The sequence below is a fragment of the Olavius algarvensis spirochete endosymbiont genome (genome assembly GCA_900608495.1).
Classification (GTDB): domain Bacteria; phylum Spirochaetota; class Spirochaetia; order DSM-2461; family DSM-2461; genus UBA2779.
Map to the genome: position 1 here is coordinate 1 of UWYT01000322.1, position 1700 is coordinate 1700.

Genomic DNA, 1700 nt, shown 5'->3' on the forward strand with positions numbered 1-1700 from the left:
GTTTAGCCTTATGGCCATGGACGGCCTAAGGGCGGGCCTGGCTGAGGGCCTGCGCAGGTGGGGGCGGCTTTATGCCCCAAAACCGCTGAGTAGTCAATATGCTGGATCATTCGAGCAACTCTGTTAGCTGCGCCATAACTTCCTTTCTGGAAGCAATCTCTTCAGCCGTGGCGTATTTGAATCCTCTCTCGTACCGGTTGATCCTATAAACCGGAGTGGCTCCGGTTTCGTCAGCTATGTACTTATCAGCGCCGTTTTCAAGAAGAAATTTGACATACGCCACACTGTTGGTTTCTAGCCCATAAGGGAAAACAGCCCAATGGAGAGGTGTCGCACCCGACTCGTTCTGCTTATTGAAGTCCAGATTGCTCTGTCGAATAAGCTCCAGTACCTCCGAGTAATCTTCACCAATCGGCCACCAATTGAAGTCATGGAGGATATTTCTTCCCCCGGGTATAGGAAGAGCCGGATCGGCGCCGGCCTCAAGAAGTATCTCTATCATTTCCTTCTTGTCCATGACACTGTCAGTTCTCCTCGAAAGTCTAGCCAAAGTTGTAAAACCATTTTTATCGGCAAGATTAACATCATCGCACAACTTCACTATCTCGCGGAAATTTTCGGGGCGGAGTGTATACGCAAAATGAGTCAACGCTGTAATTTCTGCACCGCCCCCAACCTCGACCTCCCATGAAAACACCTCAGGAAACAGGGTGAGAGTTTCGAAGAGTAAGTCAATATGATCACCAGTCGGTTGGTAGTGAGCAATAGTTCTGATGTACTCCTCCCGATCAAACAAATCAAATTTGACATTCAGTAGATTCGCACCAATGGAAAGATAGTACCGGGAAAGCGCAAGATTGCCGACATAATAAGAAGCGAAAAACAACTGATTCAAACTCTCCTCATCAGCCTCTCGGAGTTCTTGATCCTTCCCCAGATATTCCTCGGGATCCATCATCAGGTACTCAAAGTTCAAGGCATCCTTCAATGAAATCTGACTGACACACACAATGCATATCAATAAGACAACAAAGGAACTCAAAAAAGCTTTCGCCGTTCTCATTGGTCCCTCTCCGTAATAATGATGATCGATTTCAGATCTTTGGTTGAAGAGAATTTCCCTTGCCTAAATTCTTCATACGACTCAGTATATTCAAATCCAGTAACATTTCCATCAGAATCCTTTTTCAGTCCTTGCAGTGGAAGAAAATGGGATTCTTCTCCCATTTTAAACTCGCCGATGACATAGGATTCAGTATCTGAAGTATCGATATTGGCAAGTTTCTTCACGGCGTCATCCTTCCCCCAGGTCCTGTCAATTGAAACATCGTTTCCGTATAGACTCTCAATAATCTTTTCAATCCCGGCTTCAGAGAGATTCACATCAATGCCACCCTTGGAATTCTCGTCAAAACTGAAGTTACCTTCTTTGTTGACCGCTTCGAGCATATCAGAAGCTTTGCCCCATCGGCCATAATTGCTATCATCAGCAAGGGCTAATCCCACCGACACCCCAGCTACAAACTTACATCCCCATTCACCCACGGTATTTCTAATCGTTTGATCTGAATCGTCATACGATTTAGTTCCACCTAGGAAGGATTCTCTCCATCTGCTATCGGATTGACGAACCACGACAGGTTTCATCAATTCGGCTCCCGTCGGGTCGACATACTTCACGGGGTTGTTGCTCACATAGG

General features: G+C 46.1%; 2 protein-coding genes. Both read right to left on the bottom strand.

Annotated elements, in window-relative coordinates:
- Positions 1 to 106: 106 nt before the first annotated feature.
- Complete coding sequence (locus tag S1OALGB6SA_RS09470; protein WP_124033317.1) at positions 107 to 1063, bottom strand: ankyrin repeat domain-containing protein; 957 nt, start codon at positions 1061 to 1063, stop codon at positions 107 to 109.
- A partial coding sequence (locus tag S1OALGB6SA_RS10445; RefSeq protein ID WP_195910414.1) for a hypothetical protein occupies positions 1060 to 1700 on the bottom strand: 641 nt, incomplete at its 5' end. The genes S1OALGB6SA_RS09470 and S1OALGB6SA_RS10445, both read right to left, overlap by 4 nt.